Genomic DNA, 21,637 nt, shown 5'->3' on the forward strand with positions numbered 1-21,637 from the left:
AGCCTGCTTCAGTATCTGCATAATCTGGCTTTCCGTAAATCGCTGCTTCTTCATCAGTAAAATTCCTCTTCGTCTACGATAGAAAATTCTACTGCTTTACTCGGTTAATTTTTGGGAGATTACCCAACCCGTCCATCGCACTGCACCCGCCGCAACAACAGCGATTGCGAAAACCAAGAAAATTGCAAAAAGAAATGCAGCAAACGAAAATAAAGTAAAAGCTAACATGTTTAATTATACCGTCATGATATCAATAGTCAGCTCTGTTTAATGACCATGCAATAAACGCCCCTGTGGCAAGACCACGGGGTATTAGAAAAGCTCAAGTTGTCGCAGCTCTTCTTTTGGTTTACCTTGATTCTTTACATAACGCTAAACTACACTCAAATCCGCTCTTTCTCCAACAGTTGCTACATAATAACCATCTGTCCAAAACTCACCACCCCACAACTCTCGTTTCAAATCCAGTTTCTTCTTAAACAATTCCCGTGCTGTTATGTTTTTGAATACCCTAACAATCTGACCCGGTACAATTTTAGGATGGGCCGTACAAAGTATATGTACGTGATCTTTGCGCAACCTATCTGCTCAAACTCAATGTCGTATCGTTCTTCTATCTCTTTCGATATCAGCATAATAACTCTTACAACCGCTTCGTCTAGCAGAATCTGCTTTAGCTTCAACCAGAAATCATCACTGAGCATCAATCGGATGCATCGCAAACTCGCCTTGCCGGCGACATGGAAATTCCAATAGCACGAGCTTGTTCCTATCTATTTAAATACTCATCTGAAAACATCAACAGACCTTAGAGTACTATGCTTATGGAGGTGAATTGTGATTAAGATCACTTTAACCAGCTCAAATTCACAGGAAAGCAGCAATTAGAACTCATATCTCATTAAAAACCCCTGTTAATCTGATACGATCTTTAGTATCAATTGCTGACAGCAAATCCTGAATAAAGTTAGCTTGCAGTCGATAGGCTTTTTCTTTATCAGTATCAATAGTAGATACACGAACCAACATGTCATCTGGTACACTTCCAGTTAATCCATATTTTAACTGTTGAAGTTTTTTTTCAATTCCAGGCAAAACCGCTTTGTTACTAACAGTTACCCAAATACTTACAACTCCATGTCGTATGCGTCAGTCTCTGGTAATCTCTTATTCAATCCTCCTAGCTTTTGGTCAAACCAAAAGAATCAAGGTGATCGTTTTCATCGGTCAAACCTTATCAGTCCCCCGACATAGCCTGTAGACTACCTTATTTATTAGATTTCATGAGAACATGCCTGCGATGCAACCAACCTAGATAGCCCAGTAATAAAGCAAATATTACCTGAAAACTCAAAATCTCCAGTACACCTATACGATAAAAGATGTAAAAAACAAATAGTGCCAAGGCTGCCTGAATAGCTGCTGCATCAGCACGTATCGTTGGTTCAGCAGACTCCCTCCATAACTGATCAGCACAACGCCAAGCCAATACAAAGATAGCAATAAATAAACAAAAACCAAAAACACCCGTATCCCAAAGTAGAGTTGAAGCTGCCGTTAATCCGATACCGTGATTAGGGTAATGCTTGGCAATATACCCCCCCCCGTGCGAACTGCCTAGCCCGTTACCAAACACAAAAGAAATCGGGTCATGGAATCCCTGCTGATCAACCCAGAAAGTTAACACTTTGGTACGGTTAAGGTGATATCCACCATGTCCATGTTCATAAAGGTTGTAGTTGAAAGTAGTATCAATTACCTCCTCTATAGCTTTATCTGATTGACTTAAGTAAGTGTATCCCGCAGCCATTGTAAACGAGACAACAACTATCATTCCCATCAACCAGTAATGTAATCGCTTGATCATCTCTCGACGATAAAGAACCAGAAACATCAGTGGGAGCATTATAACTACAACCTTAGTTTCCCCTACAAACAGTGGGGCTGTTATAATCAGAACAAGTAGAATTAATTTATTGGTTGTCACTAGCCCTTCCATTCGTCGCGCCAGTAAGAATGCCAACATCATTATTAGGAAGGTTGCCATCTCTCCACTTGCACCCCCACCAGTAAGACTCGCACCAAATGTCCCACCAACGACATCTAAAGGAATCATACCGGGATATAAATATTGCTGAGCTTCCCGAATAGGGACATAAACAATACGCTCATAAAGTGCGAAAGGCAATTGAATCAAGGCGATAATTACAATAAAAACCCGCAAATGACTCATATTATGTTCATCGAAAACAAGCCAGCATAGAGCAAAAATTAATCCCCATACTTGGAAGTAACGCTTAAAACCACCAACCACGTCGCTAAATGAATTCCATTGTATGAGCGAATTAATTAATGTATAGATCATAAAAGCTAGAGCAATCCATATGAAGGCAGGAGTAAATTTCTGAGCGTTCTGCGACAGAGCAACTCTCGACAATGCTATAAACATTAAAAGAAAACCAAGCAATGACACGCCCCAAGCTGCTTTTGTAGCTAAAAAATCAAAATATAAAGGAAGTAGTCCTGTTACTAATAAACTCAGCAATAGAATTAGCCAAACGATCAAAGAAGGTTTAACCAACAACACTAAACCTACAATAAGAGCCGCTGCCAAACCAATAATAATGGGATTTGCTGTCACCGCAAAGAAGCCATACAATATCGCCATTAGTACACTGACTAACACAATAAAATAAAATACCTTCTGATCACCAAGCTCATTTGACATATTTTTCTTTATAAGAAAAAAGGTTTTAGAAAGTTAAGTGCTTTTTGAAGCATATTAACTTATTGATATGAATATTAAAAATAGCTACTATTTTCATTCTTGAATTAGAAAAAATTCCAGTAATTTATTCGGTGCTTTTTTCTATATTTCACAGCTACTTAACAGCTAAAAATGATTGGATCCATTAATGGCATTTATACCCTAAATCAACAGCGCAGTACATTGCTGTAAGCCTGAATCGTCGCAGCAAGATTCTTCTGCAATGACCAATTAGTTGTATGATGGCATACAGCTAGTTAGAGCGAACAAGAAAATCAGGGAACTTACGGCAAAACAATCGTTTTTGTTGTCCTGGAGCACAAGAGTAAAAGCATATGCAGAAGGTTGTTCCTAATTGTTTTAAAGCAGCACTGCAAGCCTTTATCCATGAGCATGTGGTAGGACACTATGATCCATATTAATGGATCGATCAATAGTGACTTTAATAAGCAATCTCAGGTTCCCCATGGAGATAACGAGTTTATCTGTGGCGAGCAGCATGATAATAGTATTGAGCATTTTTGGAATTTTGCAAAAAACATTGACTAAGTTTTTCGTTCTAATTGTCGCCGTATAATCTTTATCATGAGATCTTAAATTGTTATATTTAATAGCCTTTCATTGAAAAATTATGCTCATATACCAGAAACACCTATTAATCTAATACGTTCACCTGTATTAACAGAAGATAATAAATCTTGAATAAAAATTGTTTGAAGTTGATAAGCTTTATCTTTATCAGAAGATATAGAGGATACACGCACCAACATTCCATCAGGTACATTTCCAGTCAAACCATATTTTAATTGTTGCAATTTCTCATCAATACCAGGTAGCACAGCCTTGTTACCAACCGTTACCCAGTAGGTAATCGGTTCATTACGATAACCTTTGACAGCCAATAAACGCTTAATCGGTAATTTTCCATATTGTGTAAGCAGCTCATCAGCATAAGTTTTCATTATCTCGAAGCCTTGAGCGTAATAGCATACTTCAGGTTTATGTACCGCTAGATTGTCACTCTGATCACCGCCATAGGCTACAGAAAGCATAATACGTTCGCCTATAGAGTTTACGTAAGTCCTCGACAAAGTTTGATTGTATATTTTGTCTAACATGGCTTGTGTTTCAGCATCTACTTGCAACGGAATAATCGATTTGTCAACACGCCAATCTCCAAACTCGGCTGGAATCATGATCTCAAGATCTATTCTTTCTTGCTGATCCGCAATTTTTTTGGTTGGAGTTAGTGCCTTAGTTAAGGCTCCCGATGACACCATCAATATACCCAAAAAAATACTGACAATTATCGATTTTCTCATTCCATCACCTTTATTCTTCTAGCTTTTAAATATTTTTATTAAATAATTTTCGTATTCTTTGTACAGTACGAAAATAATCAGCTACTACTCATAGCAGAATGCGAAGCATTAACCGACTGCCCTCTTATGAAATATTGCAATGCCGCATCAACCCCCAGAATGAGTATCAATGCACTGATAAACAAAACCATACCAGCAAAACCATGAAGAAATCCTTGTCCTGCCGCATCTCCATAGTGATAGGTAATCAATGTAAGTACGATAACGCGAATAACGTTTGCAGTAAAAGAAATAGGTACAATTAAAATGGCTAATGTCACATTGCGTAATACCGAGGTATGATGCACAAGGTTCAAATAAAATAACCCTAGTGCTTCCAATGTCAACAATGTTTGAAGTCCGGCACAGGCATCTGCCACAAGGAGTTGATACTGCCCAATTTGCAAGATAACACCATTTCTTGCTATAGGATAATTTGCCCAGAATAAAATATGTTCCGCTACAAATGAAACTGCCATCTTCATAGGCATAGTAAGCAAGCTGACCGCTTGACCAGGCAATGGAATCATAAAGAGTAAGAAAAACAATGGGAACCACATCACTTTCAGAGCAATGTAACCTCGTTTTATGAGGATAACAGCCGCTAGTATCCATATGAAAGAGCCCATTTCAAACACCAATACTTGTTGTGAACGCCCAATAATATAAAGAAACAGAGCCACAGAGAAAACTATCCATCCCAAGTAAGCAGTTGATTTCCCCTCACTCTTATTGATCATCTCCATCCATTTACGATACATTAACCAAAGTGAAAGCATTAATATAATCGGCCCATGAGCTTGCTCTTCTTTAGACCAAATTCCATTGGCAAGATCATAAAAAGTAGGCACATATAAAATCAACAATCCGAGAAAAATAGGCCACCACTCTAATATAGCTGACTTTAAATCACGATGTTGATGAGTAAATGAGAGCATAGTTTTTTATTCTAGAAGTCAATTAATACAGAACCAACCACTTCGGCTCCACTGCACTTAAGCTGTTCATTAATCATGCTGATATCACTTAAACGGGTATTATTTTTGTGCGCAACCACCAGCACTCCATCCGTACGAGCAGCAATAGCAAGTGCATCGGAACCATTTGAAAAAGCCAAAGTATCATAGAGAATCACATCAAACTGATTAGCAAGTTGATCGTTCAGCTCGTCAAATATGTTTCGGTTAAGAAGCTCTAAAGGGTTTGGCGGAAGTGTTCCTGCCGGTAATACGGAAAGATCGATAAATGAATCTATCTTTGCAATCACTTCAGAAACATTTGCACGTCCAGCCAGCACATCAGATAGACCTTGTCTATTTCTTAAATTAAAAATTTCATGTTGCTGAGGACAGCGCAAGTTTGCGTCAATTAGTAGTGTACGCTCACCAAGCTGTGAAAACACTACAGCGAGATTTGCCGCAAAAAGACTCACACCATCACTCAGGTTATAACTCACTACTGCAAGTGCTTTATGACCTGAAGTAAACCAACGTAACATTAACTGACTACGTACCGCACGAAAAACTTCTACTTGAGCACCAAATGGTTGATAAGCAACAACCAATTCTGGCGGATGATTCCCTTGTCCGGGCAATAAATATGGATAATCAAATTGCTGCGCCAAAACCAGCTGTATGTCAGCTTCAGTAATTAAGCCTAATTTAAGTGCAGCATCACCAAAACGTAAACCACTTTCTTTCTGCAAGCGCAATACACGCTCCGCTTCAACCGGTGTAATTTTCCCCATATCCAGAAGAATATGGCCAATGCTAAACTTCCGCATATGAGACGCACTCATGCTGATAGAACCTGAATCGCTAAATTCCCTCGTTTCTGAGGAACTTTCAAAACTCATTTTATTCTCCTCCATATTCTGAATCTAGACAGAATCATCGGATCAAACGTGGCCAGTTCAATTGCAGGCGCTTTCGTTTTGATGTCTCTTTTTGTATAACACCTAGTACTGGTACTTTAAATACATCCACCAAATCCTCTGGTGAGCGCACACGCCGATCAACCATTTCTGCAATTAAACCAGCCCCGAGTCCTAAAAGAGCTCCCAATATGACTGACAAGATCATATTCAAAAATAGTTTTGGACTATGCGGTTTCTCAGGAATCTTCGCAGGATCAAGTATAGAAACACTTGATAAATTAGCTTGCCCTTCAAGAGTTGTTTGATTTAATCGCAACATTGCGTTGTCATATGCCTGTTGAGCACCCTCTGCCTCTTTAAAAAGGATATGTAACTCATTCCTTGCACGGTTCAGTGACAGTACTTTTGTTTTCTGTTCTTCAAGTGCCGCACGTATCTCTGCTTCTTGACCAATAGCGGTATGCATGGTGTTTCTTATATATTTATTAAGCTCTGCTCGCAATTTCTCTACTTCTGCTTTTGCCCCCACATAACTTGGATGGTTAGGTCCCAACTTCTGCGATACATCTGAGAATTTTGATTCAGCTTGCGCTAAACTTAGTTTGAGATTACTGATCATTGAATTTTTAGCAACAGCACTAGTCTCGCCACTTCTATTAATAACTTCTGGATCGGTTCCCATCAACTCCGCTTGGGCAATTATCAATTGAGTAGAGAGATCGTTTAAGCGCCTTGTTTCAATATCCAGACGAGTATCCGCATCAACAATCCCAACTTCATTTTGATAATCCGTTAGTTTTTTCTGTGCTATTTCAAACTTTTCACGCAACACATTAAGCTGATCGGTAAAGTAGGCAGCAGCCTTCTGTGAAGGTTCCACAGTAAGACGAATGCTTATTTCCTGATATGCATTCGCAAACGCATTTGCCATGACTGTCGCAAACATAGGATCTGCTCCTTTATAGCTAATACCAATCACACTGCTATCACGAGAAGTCTCAATATCAAGATTCTTAAGAAGGAAGGCTGCTAACCACTCCCGTAATCCTAAATTACTATTACTTTCTTCAAACAGCTTCATTACTGCTTCATTATGATGAAGTCCGAGTTGATCAATCACCATTAATGCAGTTCTAGTACTTCTAATTACGTCCAATTGAGTTGCCATAAAGCTTGGATTTAATTGCGCAGGTAGAAAGGCACCGGTTACGGGATCAGCTCCTTTATAAGTAAGAACAAGCGTAGCAGTTGACAGATAGCTCTTTGGCAAAAGAAGGCTCACTATCAAAGTTGTTAATATTGTAATAATTAATGTTGCTAAAATAAGTTTTCGCCGAGCCAATATGATTAGAAAAAAACGAGAAAAATCCATGTGTAAGCCCCAGTCTAAACCTAATAGTTACGATAATTGTTTTAAATAAATTCGGTAATAAAAAATCAAAAGTCAAAGTCAGAACAGACTTTCCTTAATATAGATCACATCGTCAGGCTGTACCAAATCACTGGATTTCGGAGCAAATATCTGCAAATTACCTTCTGTGTCACGGCGTTGAATTTTTAATCCTCGTTCAGTCCCACGCTGCGTCAATCCACCACCAACTGACAGAGCTTGTATCACCGTCATATTACGTTCAAGCCTATATGCCCCGGCACGTTGTACTTCACCATAGATATAAAATCTAGGAGCTCGTTCAACATAAATAAAATCATTACTCTGTATAATTAAATCCTTCGATAGATCACCAGCACGAACCATATCTTGTATATCTATCACTTCCTTAATAAATTTATTTCCGTCGGCGCGAATCAGAACAACAAGCTCCCCCCCCTCAGGAACAACACCTCCTGCCATCGCAAGAATCTCGGTTAAACTGCGTTTACCTTCGATAGGGTAGCGCCCCTGATTACGAACATTACCAAGCACAGATACCATCTGACTCTGTAACGAAGCAGTAACGATCATAACTTGTGGTTTACGCAAAATATCCCGACTTTCCAGGAGATTTGCTATCTTTCTTTCTGCAGCTGATGGAGTTAGTCCATCGACTACGATTTCTCCCAGAAGGGGAAATGTTATTTTTCCAGTCTCACTCACTTTCGTTTCGGTAGTCATATCCGGATGGCCGTAAACAAACACTCTTAGCGCATCACCAGGTCCTAATGCGCTTTCCCCTGCCTCTGCAGCCACTACATTCCCAATACAACCAATCCATAACAAAGTAATAACTATCGCTAAAATCTTCACTGTCTTCATAACACTTATCATTTGCCCATAACCCTTAATTCATACTGCACTGAACACTATATCAAGAAAGACAAACTACCCAATATAAACATTAACTTATCTTAACCCCATAATACCACGTTCGATAGAACTGTTAGAAGCCGGCTCCGTCAGATTTAAATTATTTGTTGCATTATCAGCAGCACTGGACTCTGGTGCTTTAGCATTCAAATATTCTATTTTTGCAGCTGCACGTAAACGTGTGACTTCCGCATCAGTTGCTTCCTTATATTTCTGGTTCAACAAAAATCGTTCAATTTGAGGTGCAGCAGCTGCAAGTGTGATAGGACTATCCTTTATTGCATTAACCGAAATCAGCAAACTATTCTCTTGCTCGTTAACGATAAAAATAGTGTCCTTACTTTTTTCCTGAAGCATTTTAGCCATCTGAGGCGGCAGATCGGTGCTACTACGTGATGCCAAGCTTCTGACATATGGAACTTTATTTTTGTCAAGCCAAGTCACGACCTGATCTACAGACTTTGCTGCATCGATAGTTTTCTTTAATTCACTACTGAGATCCTTCGTAGCAACACGAACTGTTATCAAATCAAATTGCTTACGCTGCGAGAAAAACTCAGGATGTTTCTGGAAATATTCATCAATCTCAGCCTGAGTCGGTTTAGCAATTTTACTCACAATACCTTGCATATAAGCTTGCGCTATTACTTGCGCATTTGCACGATCGCGTGCTTGCATTACATCAGGAGTACGATCCAGCTTGTTGTGAACCGCTTCGTCAAGAATTAACTGACGAACAATCAGAGATTCCAGAAGCTGCTTACTTGCGGCTTCATACTGTTCCGGACGGACATTGGCACGCTTGATTTCTTCATTTAGCTGAAGCATGGTAACTTCTTTACCATTGACACTAACCAGAGCCTGCCCGGCTTTTTTTTCTTTTGGTTCATTGCTGTCACAAGCTGCGAGAACTAAAGCGAAACTAATCATAAGTCCTGTTAGTGCCGTCCGAGTATTTGCCAATACCATAATATTTCCCTTAATGATTACAAATATAATGAAACAAACTCAAAAAAATTCAACACACACCCTTACACAATGCCTAAACACAGAATGAGAACAATACGTTCTACTGAGCATCTATGAAGCTGGATACGACAATTAAATTATAAACTTTAATACTTAAAGTAATTCTTTACAAAGTACACCAATATACATTGATAATCAACAATATAAAAAACATATTCCGACTCAATACATGAAAACCGTCATTGATTTCGGAACATTACGCATAACCAACTAATTTATCTAGAAAATGTATGACAAAGAACCTGATTGACTTGTTCCTTTAGAATCATCTTTATCATAAGATCATTAGTTAATGACATTCCTTGAATGTTGAATATCTCTTTATTTCTGCTACCAAAGTTAACAAAAACACGATCAAATCTTGTTAGCCGCTATTTGGTAAAGCTCCAAGAAGATAGCAAAACAATTTTCGCGCACTTATATTGTCATCATGTGACAAACGAAAGCGGAAATAACCTAAGCCTACCAAACCATCAGCATAACAATGCTTTGAATTGGTACTTTATCCGGCATCACTGTTTACAGTACCAGTCACATTCCAATCGGCCATAATGATCATGTTACCGCCCCGCTCCCAAATTACATTCAGTTTCTTATTAATACCGAGCAGTTTGTCTAACCAGATCCAGCCCCCATACTAACGTTTATCCTGTGATGCAAGGATAAATCTGCATTCATTTTTACCAGGATTTTCCATCCTTAACAAACACAGATTACTGATACAGGTATTAATTGACACACGAGCCGCTGAATCGCTGTAATTCCCGAATAATTTCTAACGCAGAAAGTGGTTTACTAAAATAAAATCCTTGATATTGACTGCATCCACGCTGTTTAAGAAAGTCAATTTGTTCCTTTGATTCAACACCTTCTGCAATCACCTGAATATTCAGGCTACCAGCCATTGCAATAATTGCTGTAACTATTGCCGCATCATTCTCATCGATAGCGATGTCACGCACAAAAGAACGATCAATTTTAAGCGCATCAATCGTATAGTGCTTCAAATAGCTCAAGTTAGAATAACCGGTTCCAAAGTCATCAATCGATATCTTGAATCCCATTGCACTTAATTGTTGCAGCGTTTCATTCACCTCAACGATATTTTCAGCCAGCATGCTTTCTGTAATCTCCAAAGTCAAGCAACTCGCAGAAACTTTTGCTTGCGTTAAAATACTCGCCACATCTTGCACAAACAGCTTTTTCTGAAATTGTTTGACGGAAAGATTGATAGCAATTCTGGGCACACTCAACCCTTGATCTTGCCACGCTTTTAGCTGTTCACACACCGATCTAATAACCCAATCCCCAATCGGTAAAATCAGGCCGGTTTCTTCGGCCAGCTTAATGAACTGAACAGGCGGAATCAATCCCTTCTCAGGATGCTGCCAGCGCAACAACACTTCCAGACTAACCAGATGATTGTTGTCCATATCAATAATCGGTTGATAGTACAATATCAACTCGTTATTTCTTATGACTCTATGCAAATCGTTACCCAGCTCATGCTTTTCTTGAATTAAGCGATCCATCTCTGCCGAGTAAAACTGATAGTTGCTTCGCCCCGTAGCTTTAGCATGATACATCGCCAGATCGCTATGCTTTAACAATGCATCAACATCCTTACCATCCTTAGGATATAGCGCAATTCCGATACTGCTGTCAATATGGAGTATCCGTTCATTAATGTGATACGGAAGCGCCAGCAAGTGCAATATTTTCTCCGCGATCGATTCAACATCCTCCAGATCGGTGATTTCCGTCAATATCACGATAAACTCATCCCCGCCTTGACGGGATGCGGTATCCTCACTGCGTATGCTGGATAAAAGCCTTGCAGCCACTTCTTTTAGCAGCAAATCGCCAACACCATGACCCAGCGTGTCATTCACGACTTTGAAGTGATCCAGATCTATAAACAACACCGCTGAAAAATCGTGATGGCGCTGATTATGCGCCAGTGCCTGCGACAAGCGATCCTGCAACAACAATCGATTCGGCAACCCTGTCAGCACGTCATGATTTGCCATAAAACTGATGTGCTGCTCCAATTGTCTGCGCTCCAGCCATAACCTGAAATCGTCCGCGATATAATTAATCAGGTTTTGCTCGTCCGGCAGCATGAATGACTTTTCTTCCCGGTAAAAAACCTGCAATTGACCGCAAAAATGTCCATCCACTTTGATTCTTGCGAAAATCCCATGCGTCAGATCTTCGTTATAGTGATTTGAAGTATAGCGTTGCTCATAAATACTGATCATGCAGGCCGCATGATCGGGAAACTGCATGGCAGGAATCAGATGATCGAATATCCGTTCACAAAGCTCCCCGACAGAGAGGTCTTGCTCCATCTCCCGCCGGATCGCATACAAACACGTTCTTTCCTTAAGCCGTTCGTGCAAAATCAATGCTTTCTGTTTGCGCGCGGTAATATCGACGCGGACGGATATATAACGAATTATCCGGCCGTTGCTGTCTTTGAACGGAACGATCGTGGAATCGACCCAGTACAAGCTGCCACTTTTTCTCCGGTTACAAATCTCTTTATGCCAAATTTTGCCATTGGTGATGGTTTCCCACATATCTATAAAAAAATCGCTCGAATGCACGCCTGAATTAAGAATGCGATGATCCTGCCCGATAAGTTCGGAGCGACCATACCCGCTAATCTCACAAAAACGGTCATTGGCTTCAATAATCCGGCCGGAACGGTCGCTCACGGAAACCAATGCAAGCTGTCCGATGGCTTCAAGGTAAGTTGTCAGCTCCGCATTGGTAGCTTGCAACTCCTTGTAAAGTAATTTTAATTTAGACTTGGACGCAACCAATGCTGCATTGGCCGCTTGCAATTCTTTATTCGTCGACAGCAATTCTTCATTGGTGGATTGCAGCTCTTCGTTGCTGGATCTGAGTTCTTCTTGCGAAGTTTGCATTTCCTCATGAGTAGCTTGCATTTCCTCACGCATGAGTTGCAATTCGGTCATCATCGCCAATACAGTATCATCACCTTTCTCGGATAAATCGGCTGCCTGCTCGATGTGTGAAAGCCGTAGGACTTCTTCCAGACTGATCATTGGATTTTTCTTGGTCATCGCTTGAAGAGAGAAGTCCTGAAGCAAATTGCGCCTTTCTTGCGGCAATCCATTATCAAGACGTTTATACACCGCCAAACTGCGCTCCAGAGGGGCAAACATCTCTGGAAAATAATCGATCGATTCCGCAGTTCCCAGTAGCAAAATACCGCCAGGATTCAACGCATAATAAAACAGCGGGAATAATCTTTTCTGTAATTCACGATCCAGATAAATCAGTAAATTCCGGCACGACAAAATATCCAGCTTGGAAAATGGCACATCGGCAATAAGATTTTGTGGCGCGAATATGACCATCTGGCGTATTTCATTACAAACCCGATAGCCATTTTCGTGCTTGATAAAGAACCGGTTTAAGCGTTCCAATGAAATATATTGGCTGATCGCTATGGGATAAAAACCCTGCCGGGCCTTCGTGATGGCATCCTGATCCAGATCAGTCGCAAATATTTTCACCAAGTACCGGTCTTGCACTCCTCTTTGCTCCAAAGCTTCCCGGAAAAGAATAGCGAATCCATAGGCCTCTTCTCCTGTCGAGCAAGCAGGCACCCAGATTCGCACTGTTTTTCCTTCAGGGTGGGCTGCCAAAATGGGTGGAATAATCTCCGCTTTAACATACTGCCACATGACCGGATCGCGGAAAAAACGCGTCACATTGATTAATAGCTCTTTAAATAGCAAATCCAGTTCAACAGGATTCTCACTTAAAAAATGCGCATAATCTTCAACCTTACTGATTTGATTCTGTTGCATCCGCCGGTCAACGCGACGATATAGCGTGCTTCTCTTATACTGAGAGAAATCATTACCCATCCGCCTAGACAAGAGTTGCACAACTTCACTCATGGCACCGGTAAGATGGAATCCTTGCAATTTGGATTTCAAATAACTGGTAACAATGTCCGGCAAAACGTCGAGTGCTACGAGCGTATCCACTGTGCTTGCTTCAATCGAGTAATCCGGCACACCACCCGGTTCACTGGACATAGAATCCTGCGTAAGCCCCAACCCTCCTTTTTTCCGTATAGCGCGTAAACCCTGGGTACCATTTGCGCCTGGACCGAAAAAAATAATACCAACCGCGGATTCCCTATATTCTTCCGCCAAGCTGTGGAAGAAAAAATCGATTAAGGAATTTGATGCATGCTGCTCCGGCTCGGCATCAAATAAGCACAAAAAGCCGTTGGAAATAAATACATTCTTGTTTGATTGCGCAACTATATAGATACAGTCAGGTTGTACTTCCGTCAGATTTTCAACGCACACTATCTTCATACTGGTAACATCTTGCAGTTGCCGAGGAGATAGATTTTCCTGCATCGTATCTGATTGTTGAATAATGACAAAAGCCGCGCCGCTATCCGCTGGTATTTGGGTAAAAAACTGCCGTAGCGACTTGAGTTCGGTTGCTGAAGCACCAATACCCACCACTGGGAATAATGTCCTTTCAGGATTGACTGGCTGATAGGATGGAATAGATGGGTTTATGCGCGTTCTTTGTTTTATTGCAATCAACTTCTTCGGATTTGAACTCATTTTTCTGATCATCAAAAGAAGCCTCTGATTCTATGAAGTTAACAGGAAAATTTTGATTGGTGTTTTATAGCATAGCTTTATGAAAATTTTTAGCTTTATGAATACAGAATGGAAATGGATTTGAAGATTTGTAACGCACCACCCCCAAGTCGACCTTGCGCCACAGCATAATTAATACACAAAAACCATTTTCAAGCAGAAAATTCACTATTGTATTTACCATACAAATGGTTATTCAACGGTCCTTATTACAACAAATAAGCTAAGAAATTCGCACAACCTTGTTTATTTTTTCAAATGAAATCACAAAATATTTTTACCGGAATCCCCCAAAACTTGGATCAGGAATTGTTTGAATCTCTAGCCGGAAACGACAAAGTGGTGATCGAAAAAATCATCTCGAAAGGGCAAAAGTCGCCAGAATCCGGTTGGTATGATCAGGAGAAAAATGAGTGGGTTATTGTATTAAGGGGCAAGGCAGTACTGTCTTTTGAAGATGAAACACTAGTACATCTTAATGAGGGAGATTTTATTAATATCCCCGCTCATAAAAAGCACAAAGTCTCGTGGACAGACCCAGACAGCGAGACTATCTGGCTCGCCGTTCATTACTGAATGAGATTATTTAACTCAGAATCAAGAGCAGAATCCTGAATAAATTCTATTACCTGGACTCACCATCATAAGGCTTGGTAAGGACCTGATATTAGCCGCTTTCTGATAATTAGTTGCGCGCTTGCTTACTATATTTCTGACGGAATTTCTCAACCCTTCCGGCAGTATCCACAATTTTCTGTTTACCCGTATAGAACGGATGACAAAGTGAACATACTTCAATACTCAATGGTTTGTTCATGGTAGAACGTGTTGTAAAAACATTACCGCAACTGCAAGTGACGGTAATTTCCTGATAGTCTGGATGAATGTCTGCTTTCATTGCCTATATCCTTAATTATTCCATCCCCAATGGGAAGCTTAAAAAGCTGTGTATTATCCTTTAATGTACGTATTGGCGCAACTATGAAAATTAAATCCTAAACCCGTCGCATGGAATCAAAAAAGTCGGAATTATTCTTAGTCGCCTTGATTTTATCCAGTAGAAATGCCATCGCATCCATATCGTCCATCGGATGGAGTAACTTACGCAGTACCCAGATTTTTTGCAGCACATCGGGAGAAATCAGCAATTCTTCCCGGCGAGTTCCTGACCGGTTCACATTAATTGCTGGATATATCCGTTTCTCCGCCATTTTCCGGTCAAGATGAATTTCCATATTGCCGGTACCTTTGAATTCTTCATAAATCACATCGTCCATGCGTGATCCGGTATCAATCAGCGCTGTCGCGATGATCGTCAACGATCCGCCTTCTTCGATATTACGCGCTGCGCCGAAGAAACGTTTGGGTCGCTGTAACGCACTGGCATCCACACCGCCGGTCAGTACTTTACCGGAAGCCGGTACCACAGCATTATAAGCACGTGCCAGCCTCGTAATCGAATCGAGCAGTATCACGACATCTTTCTTGTGCTCGACTAAGCGTTTCGCTTTCTCAATGACCATTTCGGCGACTTGCACATGCCGCGTGGCGGCTTCATCGAAAGTGGACGAGATGACTTCTCCTCTCACCGAGCGGATCATTTCCGTCACTTCTTCCGGACGTTCATCAATCAGCAACACCATCAAAATCACATCCGGATAATTAGCCGCAATGGCGTGCGCGATGTGTTGCAGCATCACGGTTTTACCCGACTTTGGGCTGGCCACTAATAAACCGCGCTGTCCCTTTCCAATCGGGGCAATCAAGTCAATGATACGGCTGGTGATATTTTCTTCGGCTTTGATATCGCGTTCGAGCACGAGCCGCTCATCTGGAAATAACGGCGTCAAATTTTCAAACAGGATTTTCTGTTTGGAATTTTCCGGCGGTTCATTATTGACCTTATCAACTTTTACCAGCGCAAAATAACGCTCCCCTTCTTTCGGCGGGCGAATCTCACCGTCAATCGAATCCCCGGTATGTAGATTAAAGCGCCGGATTTGGCTGGGTGAAATATAGATATCATCAGGCCCAGCCAGATAAGAGGTATCCGGAGAACGTAAAAATCCAAAACCATCCTGTAATACTTCCAGCGTTCCATGACCGTATATATTTTCGCCCTTGCGCGCCTGATTTTTAAGCAATGCGAAAATCAGATCCTGTTTCCGCATTCGGTTGGCCCCATCAATTTCGTTCTCGACGGCCATTTTTACTAGTTCAGTGACGTGTAGGTTTTTTAAATCGGATAAGCGCATGAAAAAGCTCGTGAAAAAATAATACTCAGGTGAAAGATAATGATGCTGGAAGGAAAGTTGTTACGGATGGGATTATTAAATATAAGGTGGTGTGGGCTTTACCAATCACCTAGTCCACAAATCTATTATGTTCAGTAGACTAGCGGGTTTAAATATGACTGTCAATAAAGGCGGTTAATTGTGATTTTGATAAAGCTCCGACTTTGGTAGCCTCGATAGTGCCGTTCTTAAACAACATCAGGGTCGGGATTCCACGAATACCGTATTTCGGCGGTGTGAGCTGATTTTCATCAATATTCAATTTAGCCACCTTAAGGCGTTCGCCATATTCGCTTGCAATCTCGTCGAGTATCGGCGCTATCATTTTACAAGGGCCGCACCACTCTGCCCAGTAATCCACCAGTACAGGGGTTGTCGATTGTAAAACTTCCGCATCAAAATTAGCATCAGTAACGTAATGAATATGCTGACTCATATAATCCTCATTCAATTATTCAGTATTAAGAAGAGTAAACCTAATTATCTCAAAGATTGGTTTACGGGATTGGTTGGAATAACGCTGTAAAAGAGTGGTATAAAACTAAATTGTTATGCTATAGAAAAAACTGTTAAAAGGGAAGTAGCTTTTAAAAATAGCGCTCGGAAGAAACTGCGGAATATTGTCTCACATCTGCAAGAACCGGAATCGGACAATCATCCTTCCGATTGTTGAAATGCCACAATATGGTCGGCCTCGAGTCTGATCCCTATTTTCCCGCCAATCGCATGATCATGATGGCTGGGGACAAGCGCAAGCACTTTGGCTCCGCTCGCCAGACGCAACGTATACAAAATCTCCGCGCCGCGAAATGCCTTATGAACCACCGCCGCCTGCATCGGGCTGCTATCATCGTGCACAATATCATCTGGACGCAGCAATACATCCACGCTGCAACCGGCATCACAATGCTCTGGAACTACCCCTTGCAATACGCCCAATTCAATTTCAACCTGTTGCGCATTGATCACTTTACCGGGGAGAAATACTCCCTGACCAATAAAGTTGGCCACAAAACGGTTGGCCGGACGATGATACAGATTAAAAGCCGTATCCCACTGTTGAATCTCACCGTGATTCATCACACCGATCTCATCGGCAATCGCAAACGCCTCCGCTTGGTCATGTGTCACCAGAATCGCGGTGGTTCCTTGCTGCTTGATGATCTCACGCACTTCCATGCTCAACCGTTCGCGCAAGCTCACATCCAGATTGGAAAACGGCTCATCCAGCAACAACAGATCCGGTCTCGGCGCCAGCGCACGCGCCAGCGCAACGCGCTGCTGCTGCCCGCCCGATAGTTCGTGCGGATATTTCTTCGCAACGCTGGCCAGATGCACGACATGCAGCAATTCTTCAACCCGCCGCTCACGTTCCACTCGCGTTAACCGGTGCAGACCGAAACCGATATTGGCGGTCACATCAAGATGCGGAAACAACGCATAATCCTGGAACACCATGCCAATCCGTCGTTGTTCCGGCGGCACGAAGGAATTCGCACTGCTCACACAGACGCCATTGAGCATAATTTCTCCAGTTACAACCCGCTCAAAACCGGCGATACAACGCAGGGCAGTGGTTTTCCCGCAGCCGCTCGGACCGAGCAAACAGCCGATCTGCCCCTTCTGTAATTGCAAAGATAAGTTACGGATAACGACCTGCTCGCCATACGCTTGCAAAACGTGATTCAGTTGCAGCAACCCAGTACTCATCGGTTTACTTCTCAGTTTGTCGCATAAACAAGAAAATCGGAATCAGCCCGGCCAGCACCAGCGTAACCGCCGGCAACGCGGCCTGCTCCCATTGCCCTTCGGAAGTCATTTCATAAATTCGCACCGCCAGTGTATCCCAGCCAAATGGCCGCGTCATCAGCGTAATCGGCATCTCTTTCATGACATCGACAAACACTAAAGTCGCCGCCGTAAAAATTCCCGGTTTCAATATCGGAATATGTACTTTCCGGATCATCGCCCAGCCATGCAACCCGAAACTCATCGCCGCCTCGTCGATATTAGGCGTAATCCGTTGCATCGCGCCATCAATCGGATAATGACTGACCGCCATAAAACGGATCAAATAGGCGATCAACATAATCATCAGGGTACCCTGGATCAATTGCCCTGTCTCGATTTGCAACCAATGCATCATCCACTCGCTGAGCCGCCCATCCAGCCATACCAGCGGCACATACACGCCAATCGCCAGTACTGTGCCGGGCAATGCATAACCAATCGTAGCGATACGCACTGCATAGCGCGTGACCGGACTGGGATAACGCCGCGCCGCATAAACCATGGCGATGACAACCAGACAAATCAACAAAGCAGCCAAACCGGACAACGATAGCGAATGCCAGAGAAATTCCAGATAGCGGGCTACGTCATAATCTTGCGTAAACGATCGCATCGCCCACTGGCACAATTGCAGTACCGGCAGCAGAAATGCCAGAAATAAGACGCTCAGGACGAAACCGGCCACCAGCCAGTTATGCCATCCCATCAACCGGATACGCTGCGCACGCTCGGTTTTTTTACTCTCCGCATAGCGCATACGTAACCGGAACTGCTGCTCCAGCACAATCACAACAAAAATGATCAGAATCAATAAAGAAGCAAGCTGCGAAGCCGCGGGCAGAGAAAACATGCTGAACCACGCCTTGTAAATCGCGGTCGTGAAGGTATTGTAATTAAACACCGCGACGGTACCGAAATCTGCCAGTGTCTCCATCAGCACCAGCATCACGCCTCCGGCTATCCAAGGACGAGCCATCGGCAATACCACCTTGAAAAATCCTTGCTTGCGGTTGAAACCCAGCGATTGCGCCACTTCTAGCGAGCGTTTACCTTGGCTCAAAAAAGCATTGCGCGCCAGTAAATAAACATAAGGATAAAAAGCCAGCGTCATGACCACAATCACACCCGCCCTACCGCGGATATCCGGAAACCAGGACAAATCCGAATCCAGCCAGGAACGCAATATAGTTTGCACCGGGCCGGTAAAATCAAACAGCCCCAAAGCGACAAATGCGATGACATACGCAGGCATCGCCATCGGTAACAGCAACGCCCAGGAAAAAAACCGCCGCCCGGTGAAGTCATAAACCGCAGTGAGCCACGCCAGACTGATGCCCAATAGCGCGGTACCGCTGACGACACCCAAGGCAAGCCAGAACGTGTTAATCAGCAGCTGAGGAAGCGTCGTTTCAAGCAGATGCTGCCAAACATCGCTGGCCGGTGCGAAGAAAGCGGATACGATCACGCCCACAGGCGCCAGCACCAATGCAGCTGCTATAAAAGGGACTGAGCGCCAAATGGCCATGACATATTGGTGAAGAAACAGAACAAAAGAACTGGCGTAAAAGGCTATTGTTTTCTAGCGCTTCTACGCCTCATTGATTTTTGTAGCGACCGTACCTTTTTATTGATAACCTGCACGATCCATGAGTTTTACTGCGGTGGTCTGCAACTCGCCGGCTTTAACCAGGTTCATCGGGTTTTGCTTAAAACTGCCCCACGCCGCGACAAACGGATCTGCTGCAATCTTCAGATTGACCGGATATTCCATATTCACATCGGCAAACAGATTTTGCGCTTTGTCGGATGACAGGAATTCCAGCAATTTAATCGCAGCTTGCGTGTTCCGGCCATGGCGCGTGACACCGGCGCCGGAAATATTGACATGCACGCCGCCATCATTCTGATTCGGCCAGAAAATCGCCAAAGGCAAATTCGGGTCTTTCTTCATCAGCCGTCCATAGTAATAAGTATTGACCACCGTTACATCGCATTTACCGGCAGCGACAAACTCCAAAGCCCGAGTGTCATCGGATAGCGGATCAGTCGCCAGATTGGCCACCCAGCCTTTAACAATTTTCTCGGTCTCGGCTTCGCCATGTTCAGCAATCATCATCGCCACCAGGGATTGGTTATACACTTTCTTCGATGTACGCAAACACAGCCGCTTGTTCCACTTCGGATCAGCCAGATCTTCATAGGTTGAAAGCTCTGAAGGCTTCACTTTCTTGGTGTTATAGATTAGCGTGCGTGCCCGGATCGACAAACCGAACCATTCCTGTTCAGGATCGCGCAAATGCGCCGGAATATTGGCTTCCAGCACGTTCGATTGCACCGGCTTCAGCAAACTTGCCCGTGCCGCTGCCCAAAGATTACCCACATCGGAAGTAATCAGCAGATCCGCGGGTGTGTTTTTCCCCTCCGCTTCCAGCCGGGCAAGCAATGCACCTTCGTTATCCGTGGTGTATTTGACCTTGATGCCGGTTTCCTTGGTAAATGCATCAAACATCGGCTTGATGAGTTGCTCAATGCGCGCGGAATACACAACCACTTCCTCAGCATGCACCAGCGGTGCGATCAGTGACGAGAAAAGAAAAAAAACAGCAAAATAAAAATGACTTACATTCGATTTGAACATGAAAAATTCCAAGCAAAAAGGTTCATCAAGGGAATTAATTATTGAGGGTTACTATAGTATGAATAAGAATAATTATCAATTAAATACCGTGGACACAAGGTTTAAAGCGCGTAATTAATTTTCAACCGCAGGCTCAAACCATGAATTCAGTTCTTTGCGCCCGACCAGCGGCAATTTGAGCGCGGGCGGGTCGAGATCGACACCAAACGATAATCCCAGCAAATTGAGTTCGATACCTTCCACCGCACTGACCAGCACGCCCAGCAAACCGAAAATGGAAACTTGGAAGCCGCTACCGCTCGGCGCTTGCGAAACCAGCCGGTACCCGAGATAATCCTTACCAATCGCAGTAGGCGGCAAATCCAATTGCAGTTCCGGAACAGCCCGGGAAATCCAGGCGGTAAAAGTATTGGAATTCGGTCCGGGCCAAATCGTGTAATCCTTTGCGTACGGGTAACTTCGTGCCGCCTGGTCAATTTTTTCGATCAGCACATCCACTCCATCGCCCCGTTTCTCCAGCAAAAGCTCCGGCATATTGCCGTACCAACGCCGGTCCGGCACATTCTCATAAATCACGACCACCGGAAGCTTGCGGCGCTGCATCCATCCAATGACCTCATAAATAGTGTACGACTGCGCCGCCGTAGGTTTCACCGCAATCCAGGTATGAATCCCAAAGTAGCCGCGCCAGCTGAATGCGCGCGCACCGTAAACCTGCACGACTGCTTCCGGCGTTGACGCGGGATCGGGTGCCAGCCCCACCGGCTCACGGCTCGCATTCCACCAGTACTGCGCACGCGCCCGATCCGGAACAACTGCCAGCACGATCAGCCCCAAAGTAAATAATAGGAAAACTACGGTTAAGGTGCGCTTCACTGAGTGATTCAACTGATTAGGGATTAAAAATGA

Annotated in this window: 18 protein-coding genes; 1 reads left to right on the top strand and 17 read right to left on the bottom strand. The window is 43.1% G+C overall.

What is annotated here, in order from left to right; translation table 11 throughout:
• Positions 1-372: 372 nt before the first annotated feature.
• The 10 genes from tnpA to DU481_RS12210 all read right to left on the bottom strand — a co-directional run bounded on the left by tnpA (position 373) and on the right by DU481_RS12210 (position 13,966).
• Positions 373-579, bottom strand: a complete 207-nt coding sequence (gene tnpA, locus DU481_RS12165) for an IS200/IS605 family transposase (protein ID WP_350134854.1) — start codon at positions 577-579, stop codon at positions 373-375.
• Positions 580-891: 312 nt separating this feature from the next.
• Positions 892-1,146 (bottom strand): exosortase-associated EpsI family protein, encoded by a 255-nt coding sequence (locus DU481_RS12170; RefSeq protein WP_350134907.1) that lies wholly within the window; start codon positions 1,144-1,146, stop codon positions 892-894.
• Positions 1,147-1,267: 121 nt separating this feature from the next.
• On the bottom strand, positions 1,268-2,728 hold the full coding sequence (locus DU481_RS12175) for a hypothetical protein (protein ID WP_350134857.1): 1,461 nt from the start codon (positions 2,726-2,728) through the stop codon (positions 1,268-1,270).
• 674 nt (positions 2,729-3,402) lie between these two features.
• Positions 3,403-4,089: an exosortase-associated protein EpsI, B-type gene (gene epsI, locus DU481_RS12180; RefSeq protein ID WP_350134860.1), complete on the bottom strand. Its 687-nt coding sequence runs from the start codon at positions 4,087-4,089 to the stop codon at positions 3,403-3,405.
• A gap of 77 nt (positions 4,090-4,166) precedes the next feature.
• Positions 4,167-5,066, bottom strand: a complete 900-nt coding sequence (xrtB, locus tag DU481_RS12185) for an exosortase B (protein WP_350134863.1) — start codon at positions 5,064-5,066, stop codon at positions 4,167-4,169.
• 11 nt (positions 5,067-5,077) lie between these two features.
• On the bottom strand, positions 5,078-5,983 hold the full coding sequence (epsG, locus tag DU481_RS12190) for a chain length determinant protein tyrosine kinase EpsG (RefSeq protein WP_350134866.1): 906 nt from the start codon (positions 5,981-5,983) through the stop codon (positions 5,078-5,080).
• Positions 5,984-6,017: 34 nt separating this feature from the next.
• Positions 6,018-7,376, bottom strand: coding sequence for a chain length determinant protein EpsF (gene epsF / locus DU481_RS12195; RefSeq protein ID WP_350134869.1), 1,359 nt, complete (start codon positions 7,374-7,376; stop codon positions 6,018-6,020).
• 78 nt (positions 7,377-7,454) lie between these two features.
• The gene (epsE, locus tag DU481_RS12200; protein ID WP_350134872.1) at positions 7,455-8,258 is read right to left on the bottom strand and encodes a polysaccharide export protein EpsE; all 804 of its coding nucleotides are present in this window, start codon (positions 8,256-8,258) and stop codon (positions 7,455-7,457) included.
• An 87-nt stretch (positions 8,259-8,345) separates the two neighbouring features.
• On the bottom strand, positions 8,346-9,278 hold the full coding sequence (locus DU481_RS12205) for an EpsD family peptidyl-prolyl cis-trans isomerase (protein ID WP_350134875.1): 933 nt from the start codon (positions 9,276-9,278) through the stop codon (positions 8,346-8,348).
• A 788-nt stretch (positions 9,279-10,066) separates the two neighbouring features.
• On the bottom strand, positions 10,067-13,966 hold the full coding sequence (locus DU481_RS12210) for an EAL domain-containing protein (RefSeq protein WP_350134878.1): 3,900 nt from the start codon (positions 13,964-13,966) through the stop codon (positions 10,067-10,069).
• Positions 13,967-14,263: 297 nt separating this feature from the next.
• Here DU481_RS12210 and DU481_RS12215 point away from each other — a divergent pair, with 297 nt between their 5' ends.
• Positions 14,264-14,581 carry a cupin domain-containing protein gene (locus DU481_RS12215; protein ID WP_350134881.1) on the top strand — a complete coding sequence of 106 codons (318 nt, stop codon included), beginning with the start codon at positions 14,264-14,266 and terminating at the stop codon, positions 14,579-14,581.
• Between the two features lie 109 nt (positions 14,582-14,690).
• On the opposite strand, the gene rpmE is transcribed toward DU481_RS12215, so the two are convergent.
• The 7 genes from rpmE to DU481_RS12250 form a co-directional block, all read right to left on the bottom strand.
• Entirely contained in the window at positions 14,691-14,903 is a 213-nt protein-coding gene (rpmE, locus tag DU481_RS12220) for a 50S ribosomal protein L31 (RefSeq protein ID WP_090317191.1), read from the bottom strand.
• A 97-nt stretch (positions 14,904-15,000) separates the two neighbouring features.
• Positions 15,001-16,260, bottom strand: coding sequence for a transcription termination factor Rho (gene rho / locus DU481_RS12225; protein WP_090317194.1), 1,260 nt, complete (start codon positions 16,258-16,260; stop codon positions 15,001-15,003).
• Positions 16,261-16,408: 148 nt separating this feature from the next.
• Entirely contained in the window at positions 16,409-16,735 is a 327-nt protein-coding gene (gene trxA / locus DU481_RS12230; RefSeq protein ID WP_090317197.1) for a thioredoxin TrxA, read from the bottom strand.
• A gap of 218 nt (positions 16,736-16,953) precedes the next feature.
• Positions 16,954-18,009 carry an ABC transporter ATP-binding protein gene (locus DU481_RS12235; protein WP_350134886.1) on the bottom strand — a complete coding sequence of 352 codons (1,056 nt, stop codon included), beginning with the start codon at positions 18,007-18,009 and terminating at the stop codon, positions 16,954-16,956.
• 4 nt (positions 18,010-18,013) lie between these two features.
• Entirely contained in the window at positions 18,014-19,615 is a 1,602-nt protein-coding gene (locus tag DU481_RS12240; RefSeq protein ID WP_350134889.1) for an ABC transporter permease, read from the bottom strand.
• Between the two features lie 99 nt (positions 19,616-19,714).
• Complete coding sequence (locus DU481_RS12245; protein WP_350134892.1) at positions 19,715-20,728, bottom strand: extracellular solute-binding protein; 1,014 nt, start codon at positions 20,726-20,728, stop codon at positions 19,715-19,717.
• A 114-nt stretch (positions 20,729-20,842) separates the two neighbouring features.
• Complete coding sequence (locus DU481_RS12250; protein ID WP_350134895.1) at positions 20,843-21,604, bottom strand: DUF3750 domain-containing protein; 762 nt, start codon at positions 21,602-21,604, stop codon at positions 20,843-20,845.
• Positions 21,605-21,637: the final 33 nt, after the last annotated feature.

The organism is Nitrosomonas sp. (genome assembly GCF_040240425.1).
Taxonomy (GTDB): Bacteria; Pseudomonadota; Gammaproteobacteria; order Burkholderiales; family Nitrosomonadaceae; genus Nitrosomonas.